The sequence below is a fragment of the Actinoallomurus rhizosphaericola genome, assembly GCF_024055675.1.
Lineage (GTDB): Bacteria > Actinomycetota > Actinomycetes > Streptosporangiales > Streptosporangiaceae > Actinoallomurus > Actinoallomurus soli.
Genome location: NZ_JAMXMW010000002.1, coordinates 605,944 through 622,687 on the forward strand (window position 1 = coordinate 605,944; position 16,744 = coordinate 622,687).

15 protein-coding genes are annotated in these 16,744 nt (G+C 72.3%); 10 read left to right on the forward strand and 5 right to left on the reverse strand.

The annotated features are described in order from the left end of the window. Positions 1-80: 80 nt before the first annotated feature. Positions 81-1,121 carry a hypothetical protein gene (locus NE234_RS06790; RefSeq protein WP_252777990.1) on the reverse strand — a complete coding sequence of 347 codons (1,041 nt, stop codon included), beginning with the start codon at positions 1,119-1,121 and terminating at the stop codon, positions 81-83. Positions 1,122-1,257: 136 nt separating this feature from the next. On the opposite strand from NE234_RS06790, the gene NE234_RS45020 reads away from it, so the two are divergent. The 4 genes from NE234_RS45020 (at position 1,258) to NE234_RS06815 (ending at position 8,624) form a co-directional block, all read left to right on the forward strand. Beyond that, positions 1,258-2,469: a CaiB/BaiF CoA transferase family protein gene (locus NE234_RS45020; protein WP_305886663.1), complete on the forward strand. Its 1,212-nt coding sequence runs from the start codon at positions 1,258-1,260 to the stop codon at positions 2,467-2,469. 103 nt (positions 2,470-2,572) lie between these two features. After that, on the forward strand, positions 2,573-5,449 hold the full coding sequence (locus NE234_RS45210; RefSeq protein WP_252777992.1) for a helix-turn-helix transcriptional regulator: 2,877 nt from the start codon (positions 2,573-2,575) through the stop codon (positions 5,447-5,449). A 124-nt stretch (positions 5,450-5,573) separates the two neighbouring features. Continuing rightward, positions 5,574-5,723 (forward strand): hypothetical protein, encoded by a 150-nt coding sequence (locus NE234_RS06810; RefSeq protein WP_252777993.1) that lies wholly within the window; start codon positions 5,574-5,576, stop codon positions 5,721-5,723. A gap of 9 nt (positions 5,724-5,732) precedes the next feature. Then, entirely contained in the window at positions 5,733-8,624 is a 2,892-nt protein-coding gene (locus tag NE234_RS06815; protein WP_305886664.1) for an ATP-binding protein, read from the forward strand. A 46-nt stretch (positions 8,625-8,670) separates the two neighbouring features. On the opposite strand, the gene NE234_RS45815 is transcribed toward NE234_RS06815, so the two are convergent. After that, on the reverse strand, positions 8,671-8,796 hold the full coding sequence (locus NE234_RS45815; protein ID WP_406566950.1) for a DUF397 domain-containing protein: 126 nt from the start codon (positions 8,794-8,796) through the stop codon (positions 8,671-8,673). Then, the gene (locus NE234_RS06825; protein ID WP_252777994.1) at positions 8,793-9,641 is read right to left on the reverse strand and encodes a helix-turn-helix domain-containing protein; all 849 of its coding nucleotides are present in this window, start codon (positions 9,639-9,641) and stop codon (positions 8,793-8,795) included. The genes NE234_RS45815 and NE234_RS06825 overlap by 4 nt, the downstream gene beginning before the upstream one ends. Before the next feature lie 178 nt (positions 9,642-9,819). Here NE234_RS06825 and NE234_RS06830 point away from each other — a divergent pair, with 178 nt between their 5' ends. From NE234_RS06830 to NE234_RS06840, 3 genes are all read left to right on the forward strand, one after another. After that, positions 9,820-10,314, forward strand: a complete 495-nt coding sequence (locus tag NE234_RS06830; protein ID WP_252777995.1) for an ATP-binding protein — start codon at positions 9,820-9,822, stop codon at positions 10,312-10,314. A gap of 116 nt (positions 10,315-10,430) precedes the next feature. Further along, positions 10,431-11,057: a Uma2 family endonuclease gene (locus tag NE234_RS06835; RefSeq protein WP_252777996.1), complete on the forward strand. Its 627-nt coding sequence runs from the start codon at positions 10,431-10,433 to the stop codon at positions 11,055-11,057. Positions 11,058-11,375: 318 nt separating this feature from the next. Further along, positions 11,376-11,933 (forward strand): TetR/AcrR family transcriptional regulator, encoded by a 558-nt coding sequence (locus tag NE234_RS06840; RefSeq protein ID WP_256528450.1) that lies wholly within the window; start codon positions 11,376-11,378, stop codon positions 11,931-11,933. A gap of 99 nt (positions 11,934-12,032) precedes the next feature. Here the strand turns inward: NE234_RS06840 and NE234_RS06845 are convergent, their stop codons facing one another. Together NE234_RS06845 and NE234_RS06850 are read right to left on the reverse strand one after the other, a co-directional pair. Next, positions 12,033-12,830 (reverse strand): class I SAM-dependent methyltransferase, encoded by a 798-nt coding sequence (locus tag NE234_RS06845; RefSeq protein WP_252777998.1) that lies wholly within the window; start codon positions 12,828-12,830, stop codon positions 12,033-12,035. Between the two features lie 259 nt (positions 12,831-13,089). Further along, positions 13,090-13,836 (reverse strand): IclR family transcriptional regulator, encoded by a 747-nt coding sequence (locus NE234_RS06850; protein WP_252777999.1) that lies wholly within the window; start codon positions 13,834-13,836, stop codon positions 13,090-13,092. 155 nt (positions 13,837-13,991) lie between these two features. On the opposite strand from NE234_RS06850, the gene NE234_RS06855 reads away from it, so the two are divergent. The 3 genes from NE234_RS06855 to NE234_RS06865 all read left to right on the forward strand — a co-directional run bounded on the left by NE234_RS06855 (position 13,992) and on the right by NE234_RS06865 (position 16,737). After that, positions 13,992-14,480 carry a DUF5666 domain-containing protein gene (locus tag NE234_RS06855; protein WP_252778000.1) on the forward strand — a complete coding sequence of 163 codons (489 nt, stop codon included), beginning with the start codon at positions 13,992-13,994 and terminating at the stop codon, positions 14,478-14,480. Between the two features lie 93 nt (positions 14,481-14,573). Then, positions 14,574-15,275 (forward strand): response regulator transcription factor, encoded by a 702-nt coding sequence (locus NE234_RS06860; RefSeq protein WP_454923394.1) that lies wholly within the window; start codon positions 14,574-14,576, stop codon positions 15,273-15,275. Positions 15,276-15,363: 88 nt separating this feature from the next. Then, positions 15,364-16,737 (forward strand): sensor histidine kinase, encoded by a 1,374-nt coding sequence (locus NE234_RS06865; RefSeq protein WP_252778002.1) that lies wholly within the window; start codon positions 15,364-15,366, stop codon positions 16,735-16,737. Positions 16,738-16,744 lie beyond the last annotated feature (7 nt).

Genomic DNA, 16,744 nt, shown 5'->3' on the forward strand with positions numbered 1-16,744 from the left:
ACCTCTCGACGACAAGTCTGGCAGTCCCGAGCGGCGGGGGCGTCCACCGGTACGGCGGACGCCCCCGGGCCTCGGCCTGGTCAGTGGCCGTACTTGACGATCACGTCGGCCGTCTCGACGTCCTCATCCCCCTTGGAGACGGTCAGGACGCCGACGCCCCACACGGAGGTCGTCCCCTTGACCTGGGCCAGCGCCCCGATCTGCGTGGTGTGGCCGGCGCGCTGCGGCAGGGCCGACAGGCTCCAGTGACCCGCGTGGTAACGCAGGAGCCGCGTCCCGTCCGCGACTCCCCACAGGCCCTTCGCGCCGTCGGAGACGAGGGAGCCGACGCGGATGATCCCGTGGCCGGGCGACGTGGACGCCCACTTCGTGCCGTTCCAGTGCAGGACGCTGCCGCCCATCGATCCGGACACCCAGACGTTCTTCGCGCCGAGGGCACGGACGCTGTCGTACATGACGTCCTCGGTGCCGGTGGAGACCCGGCGCCAGGTCTTGCCGTTCCAGTGCGTCACGGCCGCCTCGTAGCTGTTCTTCCCGCGCACGAGGCCGATCGCCCAGATGTCCCGGCTCGACACCGCGCTGACGTCGGACACGAAACCGGGCACGGAGACGGTCTTCCAGTGCTTGCCGTCGAAGTGCCGCGCCTGACCGGCCGCGAGGTCGTTCGCTCCCCGGCCGAGCAGCCAGACGTCCTTCGTGCCGATGGCGGCGATCGCGTCGCCACCCGGCTCGAAGGCGGTGTGGCTGGGACCGGTGTGCCACTTCCTGCCGTCCCACCGGAGCGAGTAGGCCTTGTAGGTCTGAGCGTCCGTGCCGGTGACCCAGACGTTCGTGCTCGACGAGGCGGCGACGTGGTCGAGGTAGATCCGCTTGAGGGCAGAGGGGACCGCGACCGTCTTCCAGGTCTTGCCGTTCCAGTGCCGTACGAGCGCACGGTTCTTCCCGGAGACGGTCTCGCTGCCGACGGCCCAGACGTTCTTCGCGCTGACGGCCGCGACGGCGCGGAGGGCGGCGCCGGCGTGGCTGCCCGTGATCCGCCAGCCGGTCGCGGCGGTGGCCGACGAGGTGAAGACGGCCGTGAGGGCCATGGCCGTACCGACCACGGCGAGAGAGCGTCGCATCTGAACCTTCCGGTCTAGAGGTGGAGGCCGGAGCAAGATCGACAATCTACGCGAAACGCCCTTCGACGCGGCGGGGATTCGACGTGGTTCAAAACGGGGGTCAGCGCACCGAGCAAGTGCTTGGTATAACCGGTCCATGGGTCTGCTCGACGGGTTGCGGGTGCTCGATCTGACGCGATGGCGGCCGGGGCCGTACGCCACACAGTTGCTGGCCCAGCTCGGCGCGGACGTGCTGAAGGTCGAGCCGCCGGGCGGCGAGCCCATGCGGGCCTTCCCGGGCCACTTCGAGCTGCTCAACCGGAACAAGCGCAGCGTCGTCATCGACCTGCCGGCCGGCGCGGCGCGCTGCCTGGAGCTGGCGGCCGGGGCGGACGTCCTCGTCGAGGGCTACCGGCCGGGCGTCGCCGACCGGCTCGGCGTGGGCCACGAGGCCGTACGGGCGGTCAACCCGCGGATCGTCTACTGCTCGATCTCCGGGTACGGCGCGAGCGGCCCGCTCGCCGCGCTGCCCGGACACGACGTCAACTACCGCGCGTACGCGGGCGCCGCGCCGCCGGAGGACGGCGGCCATGAGTTCCCGGTCGCGGACATGGCGGCGGCGACGATGGCCGCGTTCGCGATCACCGCCGCCTGCCGCAAGGGACGCGGCGAGCGGATCGACCTCGGGATGGCCGACGTCCTGGCCAACTGGATGAGCACCGTCCCGGTCTCCCCAACCCCGGACGCGGCGCGTCCCGAAGGACCGGCGCCGGGCGCTGCGGCGCGTCCCGGGGAGCACGCGCCGGGCACCGCGCCACGCCCCGTGAGGCCCGCGCCGGATGCGGGGCGTCCTGAGGGACCCGCGCCGGATCCGGCACGCCCCGGAGGGCCCGCGCCGGGTGCGGCACGCCCCGAGGGACCCGGGCCGGGTGCGGCGCGGGCGCGGGGGCCCGTACCGGGGTACGGCGTCTATCCGGCACGGGACGGCGCCGGGGTGAGTCTCGGCGTCGTGTCCGAGGACCGGCTGTGGGCGACGACCTGCCGGGCCCTGGGACTCGACCGGCACGCCGGTCTGTCGTTCGCCGAACGACTGAGCCGCGCCGAGGAGCTCGACCGCGACCTCGCCGGCGCGGTCGCCGGGCTGCCGCGCGCCACGGTCGTCGCCCGGCTGACCGCCGCGGGCGCGCCGGTCGCGCCGGTGCTGTCCCCGGCCGAGATGAGGACCGTCGACCACTTCCGGCGGCGCGGCGTCCTCGACGGCAGCCCCGTACGCACGCTCTTCGACCCGCCACCGCCGCCGGGGCACGCGCCGGACCTGGGCGGAGCGCGCGGGTGGGCGGGTGACGAATCGCCGCGCGACCTCGGCTGAGCCCTTCGCTCTCCCGGCGGCCGCGGGCCGACCGCGACGATCTCGGCTACGCCACGGGAAAAATCGAGTCCGTTCTGTCCCCCTTCGATGGCATTCTTGGGGCGTGCAGAGTCAGCAGGGGGTCAGCGCCGTCCTCGCCGGGAGAGGGGATGAGCTCGCCTTCCTGAACCGGGCTCTGCGGGAGGCGCCCGGCGCCCTGCTCGTCGGCGGCGAGGCCGGCGTCGGCAAGAGCCGGTTGATCAAAGAGTTCCTGGACGCGAACCCCGAAGTACGGACCCTCTGCGGCGGCTGCCTCCAGATCAGCGCCGAGGGTCTGCCGTTCGCCCCGTTCAGCGCGATGCTGCGCCGCCTCGTGCGGGAGATCGGTGTGGACGGCGTCGCCGCGCTGCTGCCCGGCGGAACGCCGGCGGGACTGGCCCGGCTGCTCCCGGAGTTCGGACGGCCCGACACCGAGACCGGGACGGCGGAGGCCCGCATCCGGCTGTTCGACCACGTCCTGCTGCTGTTCGAACGGCTCACCGAGAGGGAGCCGGCGGTCCTGGTCATCGAGGACGTGCACTGGGCGGAACGTTCCACGCGCGACCTGCTCAGCTACCTGATCCGCAATCTCCCCGCCGGCCTGCTGGTGATCGCGACGTACCGCTCCGACGAGCTGCACCGCGACCATCCGCTCCGCCCGCTGCTCGCCGAACTCGGCCGAGTCGACTGGGTCCGGCGGCTCGACCTGGACCGCCTGCCCCGCCGCGCCGTGGCCGAGCAGGCCCGCGGCATCCTCGGCCGGGACCTCGACCAGCCGAGCCTCGACGCCGTGTACGGGCGGAGCGAGGGCAACCCGCTGTTCGTCGAGGCCCTTCTGAGCTGCGACGGCCAGATCAACGGCGAACTCCCCGAGTCGCTGCGGGACCTGATCCTCGGCAGCGTGCGCAAGCTTCCGGAGGAGACCCAGGATGTCCTGCGGGTCGCCAGCGCGGGCGGCGACCGGGTCGAGCACGCGCTGCTCGCCGCGGTCACCGGCCTGGACGACGGCGCGTTGTCCCGGGTGCTGCGGCCCGCCGTCGCCGCGAACGTCCTGGTCGTCGACGGCGAGGCGTACGGCTTCCGGCACGCCCTGATGCGCGAGGCCGTCCACGGCGACCTGCTGCCCGGCGAGCACACGCGCACGCACACCCGGTTCGCCGAGGCGCTGGAGGGCGATCCCTCGCTGGTGCCGATGGGCCGCGCGGCCGCCGAGCTCGCCCACCACTGGTACTCCGCGCACGACGCCACCTGGGCGCTGGTCAGCGCCTGGAAGGCGGCGCAGGTCGCCAAGGAGGCGACCGCGTACAACGAGTGCCTGCGCATGCTCGACCGCGTCCTCGAACTGTGGGAGAAGGTGCCGGACGCCGCCGAACGCCTGGGCGTCGATCACGTCACGGTCCTGGAGCGGGCCATCGACGCCTCGGACCTGGCCGGGGAGACCGAGCGCGGGGTGGCCTTCGCGAAGGCGGCGCTGAAGGAGATCGACGACCCGATCCGCGCGGCAGGGGTCCTGGAGCACCGCGGCCGGCTCAAGATCCGCCTCGGCCATCCGAAGACGCTGGACGACCTGCGGGAGGCGGCCCGGCTCGTGCCCGCCGACCCGCCCAGCGTGGCGCGGGCGCGGGTCCTGTCCACCCTCGCCCAGCAGCTCTATCTGTTGCCGACCGGCGCCGTGGAGGCGCGCGCGCTCGCCGTCGCGGCCCTGAAGACCGCCCGGGCGGTCGGCGACGCGACGGTCGAGGCGCACGCGCTGACGACGATCGCCGGCATCGACTTCTCCGACTCCGACGGCGACCGCCACCTGGCCGAGCTGGCCAAGGCCGAGGCGCTGTACATGCGAGGCGGGGTGGACGACTCGGCCATGCTGCGCATCGCCACGAACGAGTCGCACGTCCTGGAAGGGATGGGCGAGCACGAGCGCGCCGTCGAGGTGGCGCGGCGGGGCGTCGCGCTCGCCGGCAAGCACGGCCTGGCCCGCACCTCCGGCGCGTTCCTGAGCATCAACCTGGCCGAGCCGCTGCTGTCGCTCGGCCGGTGGGACGAGGCCCTGGAGGTCGTCGAGCACGCGCTGGAGCTGTCCCCGCCGCCGCTCACCCGTGGCTCGCTGCACTACATCATCGGCGTCATCGCGGTGGCGCGCGGCGACCTCGACACGGCGTCCCGCGCCGCCGCCACGCAGGACGCGGTGCTCGCGCCGACGTTCTCCCGCACCCAGGAGCTGTTCCCCTCCGCACGCCTCCGGATCGACCTGCGGGTCGCCCAGGGCGACCTCGACGGCGCCCTCGACTCCGTCGAGTTCGTCCTCACGGAACTCCAGCCGGCCGTCAGCGCGCGGTACGGCCTGCCGCTGATGTGCGCGGCCGCGCGGGCGTGCGCGGAGGCCGGTGGCGAGCGCGCGGCCGGGCTGCTGACCCGGATCCGGGCGTCCGCCGAGAAGACGCCCGACGGAGGCTGCGTCCAGCGGGCGTACGCACTGCGGTTCGAAGCCGAGGCGGCCCGTGCCGAGGGCGTCCTCGACCGGGCGGCGTGGGAGGCGGTCGCCGCCGCCTTCGAGGCCCTCAAGGAGCCGTACCCCCTGGCGTACGCGCTGCTGCGGACCGCCGAGGCGAGCGACCCGCACGACGGCGGCATCCGTGAGGACACGGCCGCGCGGCTCCGGAAGGCGGCCGAGATCGCCGACGACCTCGGCGCGCGGCCGCTGCGGGAGCGGATCGAGGCGCACGCCCGGCGGTCCCGGATCGCGCTGGGCGGCCGGACCGACGCCCCCGTGCTCGGCCTCACCCCGCGGGAGCTGGAGGTCCTCCGGCTCGTCGCGGAAGGCTGCGGCAACCGCGAGATCGCCGGCCGGCTGTTCATCTCCGCCAAGACGGCGAGCGTCCATGTGTCCAACATCCTGGCGAAACTGCAGGTCGCGAGCCGTGGCGAGGCCGCCGCGGCCGCGCACCGGCTGGGCATCGTCTGAGCTTCTGAGTCCCTTAGGCCGGCTCAGGAGGAGGGCGTGCGCCGGATAGGGCGTTCACCCGATGTGCCGGGTCCCGTCTTAGAACGAGCCTTAGTGGTGTCAGCGATTCACGCAGGAGGACACCATGCACCCCGAGATCATGTACGCGCTCACCGTCGAGCGTGCGCGGGACCGGCACCGGGAGGCGGCGCGGGAGCGCCGGGTCCGGCGTCTTCCCCGCGCCCGGCGGCTGTCGCTCCGGACGCCGCGGCCGCGCGCCGCCTGGGCGTCCTAAAGGCCGGACATGCGTGGCATTCTGGACGGCGTGCGCGCGCATGAGGTGAGCCCCGCCTTCGTAGGGCGGCACTCGGAGCTCGCCGTCCTGACCGACGCCCTCCGGCGAGCCGAGGCCGGAACCCCCGGAGCCGTGCTCATCGGCGGCGAGGCCGGCGGCGGCAAGACCCGTCTCATCGGGGAGTTCGCCGAGCGGGCGTGCCGGGAGGCGCTCGTCCTCACCGGCGCGTGCCTGCAGCTCAGCACCGTCGGCTTCCCGTACGCCCCGTTCACCGCCGCGCTCCGCCAGCTCGTACGGGAGGCGGGCGCGGCGGAGATCGCCGCCCTGATGCCGCGCGACGGCGCCCGTGACCTGGCCCGCCTGCTCCCGGAGTTCGGTGAGCCGGCCGCCGACCCGGACCCGGACAGCGCGCGGGTCCGGCTGTTCGAGCAGATGCTCGTCCTGCTGGAACGGCTGGCCGACCGCCGTCCGCTGGTCCTCATCGTCGAGGACGCCCACTGGGCCGACCGGTCGACGCGCGACCTGCTCACCTTCCTGCTGCGCAACCTCCGGCACACCGCCGTGCTCCTCGTCATCACCTTCCGCTCGGACGAACTGCACCGGTCCCACCCCATGCGCCCGGTGATCGCCGAGCTGGAGCGCATCGAGGGCGTGGTCCGGCTGGACCTGCCCCGGCTGACCCGTGCGGAGACCGGCGGGCAGCTCGCCGGCATCCTCGGCCACGAGCCCGAGCCCAAGGTCGTCGACGCGGTCTACGAGCGCAGCGCCGGCATCCCCCTGCTCGTCGAGGCGACCGCCGACTCCCCCGACTGCGGCATGTCCGAGTCCGTACGGGACCTCGTCCTCGCCGGCGTCAACCGGCTGCCCGAGGAGACGCAGGACGTGCTCCGGCTCGCCTCCACCGCGGGCGTACGGTTCGGGCACGCGCTGGTCGCCGCGGTCACGGGGCTGGACGACGGGAGACTGTCGTCGCTGCTGCGACCGGCCGTCGACGGCAACGTCCTGGTGGCCGACGAGCGGGCGTACGCCTTCCGGCACGCGCTGATCTGGGAGGCCCTGCACGACGAGCTGCTCCCCGGCGAGCACTCCCGCGCCCACCAGCGGTTCGCCGAGGCGCTGGAGGCCGACCCGGCGCTGAGCGTCGGCGACCGGCCCACCGTCGAGATCGCCATGCACTGGGCGAACGCCCACGACCCCGAACGCGCCCTGCGGGCCGCCTGGCGGGCCGCCCGCGAGTCCGAGGCCGCCTTCGCCTACGCCGAGCAGCTCCAGATGCTCGAACGCGTCCTCGAACTCTGGGAGCGCGTCCCGGACGCGGCGGAGCGTACGGGCGTCGACCACGTCCGCGTGCTCAGGAAGGCCGCCCAGGCCGCCGACGCCAGCGGCGAGCCCGACCGCGGCCTCGCCTTCGTCCGCGCCGCCCTCGCCGAGGTCGACGAGGAACGCGACCCCGAGCAGGTCGCGTCCATCCTGGGGCGGCGGGCGCGGCTGAAGCGCGACCGGGGGCAGCCCGGCGACCTGGACGATCTCCGGCACGCCGAGCGCCTGGTGCCCGAGCCCTCGCCGGCACGGACCCTGGTCCTCGCCCGGCTGGGCCGCAGCCTCATGCTGCTGGGCCTGGACGAGGAGGCCCGGCCGATCGTCGAGGAGACGTTGCGGCTGGCCGAGCGGTTCGACGACGACTGCGCCGTGGCCGAGGCCCTGAACAACCTGGCCATCGCCGAAGCCCATCAGGGCCGGTTCGCCGAGGCCCTGGAGGCACTGGAGGAGGCGACCGCCCGGGCCGAACGCGCCGGCGACGACGACGGGCGGCTCCGCTCCCTGGTCAACGTCTCCGACGCCCTGGAGGCCCAGGGCCGCTCCGAGGACGCCGCCGTGGCGGCGCAGAAGGCCCTCACGCTGGCCGAATCCCTCGGCCGGGCCCGTACGCACGGGGTCTTCGCCGCCGGCAACCTGGCCGAGGCGCAGTTGTCACTCGGCCGGTGGGACGACGCGCTCGAGACACTGGAGCGGGCCGACGAGCTCTCCCCCGTCCCGGGCCTGCGCGGGCAACTGCTGCTGAACCGCGCCCGCATCGCCATCGCCCGTGGGGACGGCGACGTCGCCGCCCCGATCGTCACGGAGCTGACCACCCTGTGCGCGGTCGGCGCTCCGTATCCGCAGCAGGTCCTTCCGCTGGCCGGCCTGCTGATCGAGTGGCGGCTGGCCGAGGGCGACGGCCCCGGCGCGGTCGCCGCCGCCGAACGCGCCGTCACCGAGCATGAGCTGGGGGGCGATGCCCGGCACATCTGGCCGATCCTCCTCGCGGGCATCCGCGCCTGCGCCCTGCAGCCCGCCGACGCGCTCGCCGCCCGGCTGCGCAAGCTCGCCGCGGCGACACCCGCGCACGGGCCGGTCACGGCGGCCGACCGCAGGACCTTCGAGGCCGAGTCCGCCCGCGCCGCCGGCCGCCCGGACCGCGCCGCCTGGACGGCCGCCGTCGCGGCCTGGGACGCGCTCGGCCGGCCGTACCCGCTGGCGGAGGCCCTGCTACGGGCCGCCGAGGCCACCGTCGCCGACGGCGACCGCGACGAGGCGTCGGCTCTCCTGTGCCGCGCGGCCGCCCTCGCCGACCGCCTGAAGGCGAGGCCCCTGCGCGCGGACATCGACCTCGTCGCCCGGCGCGCCCGGCTCCGCCTGGACGGCGGACCGGCCGGTCAGGCACCCCTCGGCCTCACGCCCCGAGAACAGGAGGTCCTGCGCCTCCTCGCGGAGGGCCGCAGCAACCGCGAGATCGCCGAGGAGCTGTTCATCTCCGCGAAGACCGCCAGCGTCCACGTGTCCAACATCCTCGCCAAGCTGAACGTCCCCACCCGCGGCGCCGCCGCAGCCGCCGCCCACCGCCTCCGCCTCACCGGCTGAAATGACCACCCCCGGTCACCGACCGGGGGCTTCTACGTTCGGCGAATCACCTCTCGACGACGGCGACTTCGACGCAGGCACCTTGCTGCTCAGAACGACGGGACTTGCGCCAGTCGAGGCCGGAGGGAAGATCATGCTTGATCATGAGCACCGTCTCTCTATGAGGGGTCATGAGCCGACCACTCGGTCGATCAACGTGATCGTATCTTCGGTCGACAAGGCATCAGCGTTGAGACGCCGGAACACCCGCTGGTACTGGGCGACGCCCTCACTCTCGATCAGTAGTTCTCCGCCGATCGTCTCGATATAGACCGCGTCCGGAGCCTGGCCTGGAAAGCTGATGATCGTAAATCGGCCGCCTGTCGCCGGATGCGGGCCGGCGTCGAACGGGATCACCTGGAGGGTGATGTTCGGCCGGGCCGCCATCTCTCTCAGGTGCTTCAACTGAGCCCGCATCACCTCAGGGCCGCCAACCGTACGACGCAGGGCCGCCTCGTCGATCACGGCGAACAGCCGCACGGGATTCTCGCCCTCGAGGATGCGCTGGCGTTCCGCCCGTATCTTGACACGTTTCTCGATCTCGTCCGCATCGAGCTCGGCCGGGCCGGCCTGGTTGAGCGCGCGTGCGTAGTCCTCGGTCTGGAGGAGGCCGGGGATGACAGCGAGTTCGAAGGTCAGCAGCTCTTCGGCGTCACCTTCGAACGCGATGTAAGTCGAGTAGGTCTCGGACAGCATCTTGCGGTACGGGTGCCACCAGTCCTTCTGACCGCCTTCACGGGCGAGTTCCATGAGGTACTGGCGAAGCCGTTCATCGGTGACGCGGTATCGATCGAGCAGATCCCGGACATCCCGCCACCGCGGCCGGTTCCATTCGCCCCGTTCAATCCAGTGGATCTTGTCGATAGAACAGCCCAGCGCCTCGGCGGCCTCAGGCGCGCTCACGCCGGCCGCTTCGCGAAGCTCTTTCAACCGCTTCGACAATTCACGTCGCCGCAGGGTGGGGCTGGTCCGAGGCATGAGGCCGATCGTAGGGCGACGGCGGTACGGGCGCCGGGGAACTAGACATTCACACCAAATTGTTCAGAAAGGATTCTTCAGCTTGAAGAATCTTGAAGGCAGGTCCATGCTGAGCTGACACGCGAATCCAATCGCCGAGTTCCTACGCTCGGCACTCACTACAGGGAGTGATCGCCCTGTGACACCCGACCCGGCGGCGACCGTCGCCGCCGCATCCCCCATCACGCCGCCCCGGCCCTCATGGCTCGCGCTGCGCGTCCGACCTGAATGTGTCGCCAAGGCTCGCTCGTTCGCCTCAACCGCTGTCTTCGGCTACCCCTTCGACGCCTACGAGATCGGCTTAATCGCCAGCGAAATCGTCACCAACGCGGTCCGCGCGGCCAATGCGCTGCGCACCTGGCCGGACGACCTCTGGCCGATCGGCGTCGAAATGACGGTCACCGCCCGGTGGGCGCATCTGGCCGTCACCGACCCTGATCACCGGCCCATGCCCGGCAGCGACGAGGGCGGACAGCTCGCCGAGAACGGACGCGGCCTGTCCATCGTCGACCACCTGGCCACGGCGCGGTGGGTCACCTATGTCGAGCGCGGCAAGACGGTACACGTCGTCATCGCCGCACCCGGCATCGAATTGACGACCTGCGAACTCGACGCAATCAGGCGACCGGGATGAAGGATCCTGCAGCGACGGCCGACCGTTCATACCCACGGCCGTTCACGCAGGCCGGCAACAACTCGCCGCCATCGCTTGTCGACGACCCCCTCCCTATTACCGACCGGAACGAGTGAATGGACGACACCTCGTACGACCTGTGGGTCCGCGGCGAGCTGGCCGGCTTCCTTCACCTCCCTGACGACGGCACGAGGGTCGAGGTCATCGGAGGGGAGATCGTCGTGTCGCCCGGCCCCACCTTGGCGCACGACCTGATCGTCAGCGACATCAGTGATCGCTTCGCGGAGATGCGCGCCACACGGGGCGGCTTCACCTGGCGCTGCGTTCAGACGACCGACCTGAATCTCGTCCGGCTCGGTGACGGGTACGTGCCCGACCTCCTCGTGATCGACGCCGCGGTGGCGCGTGAAGCGCGGCAGACCGGCGCGCGTTACCTTCTCCCGCCGCAGGTCGACCTGGCCGTCGAGGTCACCTCACCGTCGAACGCCGCGCACGACAGGGAGCCCGGCCGGCTGGGGCGGAAGACCACAAAGTGGGGCGGGTACGCCTCGACGGGCATCCCGTACTACCTGTTGATCGACCGCAACCCGCGGATGCCCCGAACGACGCTGTACGCCCGCCCGGACGTGCACGCGGGGACGTACGAGGCGCTGACCACCTGGAAGTTCGGGGAGACGATCCGCCTTCCGGAGCCGTTCGGACTGGACGTTCCGACCGACGAGTGGGAGCCCTGGGACCGCTGAAAGAAGTTACGCCGAGGATCCTGGTGCTCGGAACCACCAGAATCCTCGGCGTTAAGCACTACGGGGGCTACCCCGGGCGGGCAGGGAGCCAGAGCGCGGCGGCGAGCGCGATGAGGGTGAAGGCGATCGAGGACCAGAAGGTGGCGTGGTACGAGGGGAGGCGTCCGGCGTCGTGCCGACCGGCGAGGATGATGGCCAGGACGGCGCCGCCGAAGGCTCCGCCGACCTGCTGGGCCGACCGGGAGATGATGCTCGCGTGGGGGATCTGGGCCTTGTCCAGTCCCTGGAAGGCACTGGCGACGATGGGAGAACGCCCTGCTGGAGGCGGCCTGGCTCGAGTTGACGGAGAAGGGCTACGCGCACTTCACCCTGGATGCGGTGGCCGACCGAGCCCGGACCAGCAGACCCGTCATCCACCGGCGCTGGCCGCAGCGGCGGGACCTGGTCTTCGCCGCCGTGCGACACCATCATGAGCGGAACCCGCTGACGGTCCCCGACACCGGGAGCCTGCGCGAGGACCTCCTCGCCTATCTCCGGGAGGTGTCGGCCAAGCGCGTCGAGTTGGTCGTCCTGTTCAGCGTGCTGCTGGCCCAGTACTTCGAGGAGACCGGGTCGAGTCCCGCGGAGTTCCGGGCACAGGTCGTCCACGGGCGGATGACCGAAGCAGGCGTCGACGCGCTATGGGCACGGGCCGTGGCCCGCGGCGAGGTGAACGAGAAGGTCCTCACCCCACGCCTGAGAGCCCTGCCGTTCGATCTGCTGCGCCATGAGCTCGCGCGGACCCTTCAGCCGGTCCCCGAGAGCACGATCGTCGAGATCGTCGAGATCGTCGAGATCGTCGAGATCGTCCTTCCCCTCGCCACCCGGCAGGACTGAATCCATCTAGGAGCAGAACTCTCGGACCGCTGAAAGAGTTACGCCGAGGGTTCTGGTGGTCGGGACCACCGGAATCCTCGGCGCAGAGTGCTGCGGGGACTACTTGGGAACGCGGGCGACGCAGAAGACGGTCTGGCCGAAGGGCGGGCGGATGACGCGCTCGATGAGGCGGGTCGTCGGCACGACCGTCCGGTCGTAGATCTTGACGAGCTTCGGGTCGGGGTAGCCGGCGCCGCCGCGGCGGACCGCGGCCCACCAGGCGATGCCGCCGAGGAAGTTGATCGGCTTGAGCACGTCGATGCCGAGCCCCGCGCCCTTGACGGTCGCGGCGAGGGTCTTCGGCGTGTAGCGGGTGACGTGACCCACCTTGCGGTCGAAGTCGCCGTACAGCTGCATGTAGCCGGGCACCCAGATGACGATGCGCCCGCCGGGCTCGACCACGGCGGCGAGGTCCTTCAGCGCCTGGACGTCGTCCTTGATGTGCTCCAGGACGTTCATCATGACGACGGTGTCGACCTTGCGCCGGATCTTGATCTCGGCGGGAAGCGCGAGGTCGAGGACCTCGACGTCGTCGTTGCCCTGGTAACGCTTGTTCAGCTGCTCGACGCAGTAGGGGTCGTTGTCGCTGACGACCAGGTAGTCGAGGCGGCCCGCGAACTGCTCGGAGAAGTGGCCCAGGCCGGAGCCGACCTCCAGGAGCGACCGGCCGACGTGCGGGGCCACCATGTCGTATTCGTACTGGCGGTAGTTCTTCGCCTCATCGCCGCCGAGGTGGTTCTCCAGCTGGCCTTCGCCGGCCGCCGGCTGATCACCGTCGAAGGTCTCCGGCGTCGGCCGGCCGCTGCCGAGCAGGCCGAGCAGGGAACGTGCGATGGAATTCTTCTGCGCAGATGGCATGCGATCACTCGCTGAATGTCGACGACGTGGCCCGGGTGGGTGAAGAGTCTATCCACAGCCGGTGCTCATGCGAGCACTGTCGATCGGCGGAGGAGGTGCCCCGCCCCGGGCCGTGGTGGCCGGAAGGCCGGACCCTTCGACAGCCGTGGCCATGAGCACATCGAGGTCGGACCAGGACCCGGGGCGGGAGTCTGCGGGGGCCTCGCCCTCGTTGCACAAAGCTTCGCGATAAGGGGCAATAGCCGCAAGATGCCGGTTTTCAGATGGTGAGTGCCAGATTGATCCGTGCGGCGGCGTCCCGGATACGCGGCGCCGACACCTCGATCCTCGCCAGCTTGGCCGGGCTGCAGGAGACCGCCACCGCCCCGATCGCCTCCCCCGACACGTCGGTCACCGGGACGGCGGCGCACCCGGTGCCCAGGGCGTACTCCTCCCGATCGAGCGCGAGCGAGGAGTCGAGCCGCCGTTCGAGCTCACCCTCGCGGGTGATGGTGTGGGGGGTCAGGCCGATCAGCGGGTGCCGGGACAGGTGGTCGCGGCGGGCCCGAGCGGGCAGCTGGGCCAGGACGCACTTGCCGATCGCGGTGGCGTGCGCGGTCTGGCTCAGGCCCGCCGACAGGTCGACCCGGGGCGTCCGGGGGCCGTCCGCGATGTCGACGACGCGGATCTCGCCGTCCTCGTACAGGCTGAAGTACGCCGCCACGCCGAGCTCGTCGCGGAGCGACCGCAACGCCTCCCGGACGCGGGCGAGCCGGTTCTGGGCGCGGCGGTCGTTCTGGAGGGAGTCCACCTGGTCGCCGAGGAGGTAGGCCCCCTCGGCCGTGCGCACCAGATATCCCTCGAAGACGAGAGTGCGCAGCAGGTGGTACGTCGTGGCGAGCGGCAGTCCGGCCTGGCGGGCGAGCTGTTTGGCCGGCGCGCCGCCGGGGTGCGACGCCACCGCCTCCATGAGGTGCAGCGCGCGCTGTACCGAGACGATGAGGGTCGGCCTCCGTGTCTCTTTCATCACGGACAGCGAACCCCGGCTCGCCTCTTCGGTCAAGCGATTCGTCGAATCCCTTGGCCTTCCTGGCCGACTCCCACGAATCTCCCAGAATCCTCCCCCAGGTTCTTCAAGATCTTGCCGTTGACTGGTCGACGGCAACCTGGAAGGAGGCCGAAATGAACAAGAAGATCCTGGGCGGTGTGTCCGCGCTGGCCGTGGGGGTCGTCGGCACGGGCGTCTACCTGGCGGTCCCGGCGGCGGCCGGTTCGTCGCCGAGCACCCCCGCCCCCGCGAAGGCGGCCGAGCGGCATCCGGGGAAGCGCGTACGTGCCGCCCGCGCCGCTCGCGGCATCCACGGACAGGCCACCGTCCGTACGAAGAAGGGGTTCGCCCAGGTCGACTGGCAGCGAGGCACCCTGACCGCGACGAGCGGCGGGACGCTCAGCGTCCGCAGCGCCGACGGCGTCACCTGGCAGTGGAAGACCGACGGCAACACGAAGGTCCGGAAGGGCGGCGCCAAGTCCACCGTGGCGAACCTGGCCACGGGCGACTTCGTCGTCGTCCTCGGCAGGGACGCGAGCGGCGCCCGTACGGCGAAGCGAGTGGTCGTCCCCAAGAAGGTCCCGGCCCGCGCGACCGCCTCGCCGGCCCCCTCGCACAGCTGAGCCGCACCCCCGGCCGGGGACGCCTCCGAACCGCGTCCCTGGCCGGGGACGGGCCCCGCGCCGTTGCCCGGTCAGGGGCGGGACGGGGCGATGATGGAGCCGATGGACGATCCCCGAGTGCTCGTCGTCGACGACGAGCCGAACATTCGCGATCTCGTGGAAGTCGCCCTGCGCTTCCACGGATTCACCGTCGTTACGGCGGCCACGGGAGATGAGGCGCTGCGCCGGGTGCGCGAGGACCGGCCCGCGCTGATCGTGCTCGACGTCATGCTGCCCGACCTGGACGGCTTCGAAGTATGCCGCCGCCTGCGCGGGAACGGCGACGAGACGCCGGTCATCTTCCTGACCGCGCGGGACACCTCCTCCGACACGGTGACGGGGCTGGCCCTCGGCGGCGACGACTATGTGACGAAGCCGTTCGCGGTGGACGCGCTCGTCGCCCGCGTACGGGCGGTGCTGCGCCGCGCCCGGCCTCAGGGCGCGTCCTCCTCCGATGGCGACGACGAGGTGCTGCGCGTCGCCGATCTGGAGGTCGACGTCGCGCACTGGACGGTGCGCCGGGCGGGCGCGGAGATCGAGTTGTCGCCGACCGAGTTCCGGCTGCTGACCTACTTCATGCGCAACCCGGGCCGGGTGCTCAGCCGCGCGCAGTTGCTGGAGAACGTCTGGGGCTGGGACCACTCCGCGGGCTCCCCGGTCGTCGAGACCTACGTGAGCTACCTGCGCCGCAAGCTCGGCTCGGACCTGATCCACACCCAGCGCGGCGTCGGCTACGCGCTGCGGCCGCCGAGATGAGGCCGCGAGGATGCCGCCGGGATGAGCCCGCCGAGATGAGGCCGCGAGGATGCCGCCGGTTTGAGCCCGCCGGGATGAGGTCGCGGGGATGAGGTCGCTCAACGCCCGGCTCGTCACCGGGCTGCTCGCCGTGACGGCGGTGGGGCTGACGCTGATGGGCCTGGTCAGCGCGGTCATGCTCCGCGGGTACCTGCTGCACCGGGCCGACAACCAGCTGGAGGACGTCCGCCGGCGGCCCGCGCTCGCCCACGCGGCCGACACCGTGGCCCCCGGCCGGTACGTCGTCCTCACGGTGACGCGGGACGGCCGGGTCCGCGCGGCCGTGGGCGGGCCCGACCCGGCGCGTGCGCTCGATCGCGCGGCGAAAGTCGGCCCCGGCCGGCTGTTCGCCGAGGGGCAGCGGGGCAGGCCGTTCCGGTTCGGCGGGATGCGCGCGGTCGCCCGCGTGAACGCGCGCGGGAACCTCACCGTGATCGTCGATCCGCTCACCGAGGTCCACGCGGCCGTCATGGGTCTCCTCGTCGTCGAGTCGGCGACGGGGGTGGTCCTGCTCGGCCTGGTGGCGCTGCTCGGCCGGGGGCTGGTCCGGCGGGGGCTCGCGCCGTTGTCGCGGATGGCGGCCACGGCGCACGCGATCGCGAGCGGCGGCGACCTGAGCGCCCGTATGGAGGAGTCGGCGTCGTCGGAGGTGGGCCGGCTGGCGGGCGCGGTCAACGTCATGCTGGGCCGGATCGAGCAGGCGTTCCTCGCGCGGCTGCGGTCGGAGGCGAAGGTACGGGAGTTCGCCGCCGAGGCGTCGCACGAGCTGCGCACACCGCTGACGACCATCCGCGGCTACTCCGACCTGTACGAGCAGGGCGCGGTCAGCGCGGAGGAGGCGATGCGGCGGATCTCCGGGGAGGCCGCGCGGATGGGGCGCCTCGTCGACGAGTTGCTGGAGCTGGCGCGCCTGGACAAGGGGTCGGCGCTGTCCCCGGCGCCGGTCGACCTGGCCGTCCTGGCGCGGGACGCGGTGGCGGACGCCACGGTCGTCGAGCCGGACCGGCCGATCACCCTGGACGCGCCTGACTCGCTGGTCACCGTGGCCGACGAGGCCCGGATCCGGCAGGTCCTGGCGAACCTGCTGGCCAACGTGCGCGCGCACACGCCACCGCGTACGCCGGCGACTGTACGGCTGATGGCGACGGACGCCACGGTCGTCCTGGAGGTCGCCGACGAGGGGCCGGGGATGGCGCCGGAGGAGGCCGAACGGGCGTTCGACCGGTTCCACCACGCGCGGGGCAGCGACGGCAGCGGGCTGGGCCTGGCGATCGTGGCGGCGATCGCGGCGGCGCACGGCGGGCGTGCCGCGCTGCGCTCGGCGCCGGGGGCGGGCACGGTCGTACGGGTCGAGCTGCCGCGTCTCGCCCCACTTCGGGAGCCTGTCGGCACGCCTCCGCATACCGGACCTACTGGCGGGTAGAACCAGG

Excerpts from the sequence above, each read along its gene's own strand:
- NE234_RS06790 (WP_252777990.1), bottom strand. The coding sequence starts at position 1,121 with ATGCGACGCTCTCTCGCCGTGGTCGGTACGGCCATGGCCCTCACGGCC.
- NE234_RS45020 (WP_305886663.1), top strand. The coding sequence starts at position 1,258 with ATGGGTCTGCTCGACGGGTTGCGGGTGCTCGATCTGACGCGATGGCGG.
- NE234_RS06810 (WP_252777993.1), top strand. The coding sequence starts at position 5,574 with ATGCACCCCGAGATCATGTACGCGCTCACCGTCGAGCGTGCGCGGGAC.
- NE234_RS06815 (WP_305886664.1), top strand. The coding sequence starts at position 5,733 with ATGCGTGGCATTCTGGACGGCGTGCGCGCGCATGAGGTGAGCCCCGCC.
- NE234_RS45815 (WP_406566950.1), bottom strand. The coding sequence starts at position 8,796 with ATGACCCCTCATAGAGAGACGGTGCTCATGATCAAGCATGATCTTCCC.
- NE234_RS06825 (WP_252777994.1), bottom strand. The coding sequence starts at position 9,641 with ATGCCTCGGACCAGCCCCACCCTGCGGCGACGTGAATTGTCGAAGCGG.
- NE234_RS06835 (WP_252777996.1), top strand. The coding sequence starts at position 10,431 with ATGGACGACACCTCGTACGACCTGTGGGTCCGCGGCGAGCTGGCCGGC.
- NE234_RS06845 (WP_252777998.1), bottom strand. The coding sequence starts at position 12,830 with ATGCCATCTGCGCAGAAGAATTCCATCGCACGTTCCCTGCTCGGCCTG.
- NE234_RS06850 (WP_252777999.1), bottom strand. The coding sequence starts at position 13,836 with ATGAAAGAGACACGGAGGCCGACCCTCATCGTCTCGGTACAGCGCGCG.
- NE234_RS06855 (WP_252778000.1), top strand. The coding sequence starts at position 13,992 with ATGAACAAGAAGATCCTGGGCGGTGTGTCCGCGCTGGCCGTGGGGGTC.
- NE234_RS06860 (WP_454923394.1), top strand. The coding sequence starts at position 14,574 with ATGGAGCCGATGGACGATCCCCGAGTGCTCGTCGTCGACGACGAGCCG.
- NE234_RS06865 (WP_252778002.1), top strand. The coding sequence starts at position 15,364 with ATGAGGTCGCTCAACGCCCGGCTCGTCACCGGGCTGCTCGCCGTGACG.